The organism is Mesorhizobium sp. M7A.F.Ca.AU.002.02.1.1 (assembly GCF_003998535.1).
GTDB classification, from domain to species: domain Bacteria; phylum Pseudomonadota; class Alphaproteobacteria; order Rhizobiales; family Rhizobiaceae; genus Mesorhizobium; species Mesorhizobium ciceri.
On the sequence record NZ_RZPB01001458.1, the window covers coordinates 1 to 529 of the forward strand.

General features: G+C 66.7%; 1 protein-coding gene. It reads left to right on the forward strand.

Annotated elements, in window-relative coordinates; all coding sequences use genetic code 11:
* A partial coding sequence (locus EN879_RS38355; protein WP_127274830.1) for an aldehyde dehydrogenase family protein occupies positions 1-529 on the forward strand: 529 nt, incomplete at both ends.

Genomic DNA, 529 nt, shown 5'->3' on the forward strand with positions numbered 1-529 from the left:
ACCGCGCCGTGAAGTCGCCGCGCAGGGCGTTCGAGAAGGGCTGGTGGTCGCGCGCCACCCCCGCCTTTCGCAAGAAGGTGCTGACGAAATTCGCCGAGCTGGTCGAGAAACACGCCGATGAGCTCGCCGTGCTCGGTGTGCGCGACAACGGCACCGAGATCGGCATGGCCTACAAGGCAGAACCGCTGTCGGCGGCAGGCACCATCCGCTACTATGCCGAGGCCATCGACAAGGTCTATGGCGAGATAGCGCCGACGGCCGAGAATGTGCTCGGACTGATCCACAAGGAGCCGCTCGGCGTCGTCGGCGTCATCGTGCCGTGGAATTTCCCGCTGATGATCGGTGCCTGGAAGATCGCGCCTGCACTTGCCGCCGGCAATTGCGTGGTGGTCAAGCCGCCGGAGATCGCCTCGCTGACGCTGCTGCGGCTGGCCGAACTGGCAAGCGAGGCCGGCTTGCCCGCCGGTGTGCTCAACGTCGTCACCGGGCTTGGCGCGGTCACCGGCGAGGCGCTCGGCCTGCATATGGA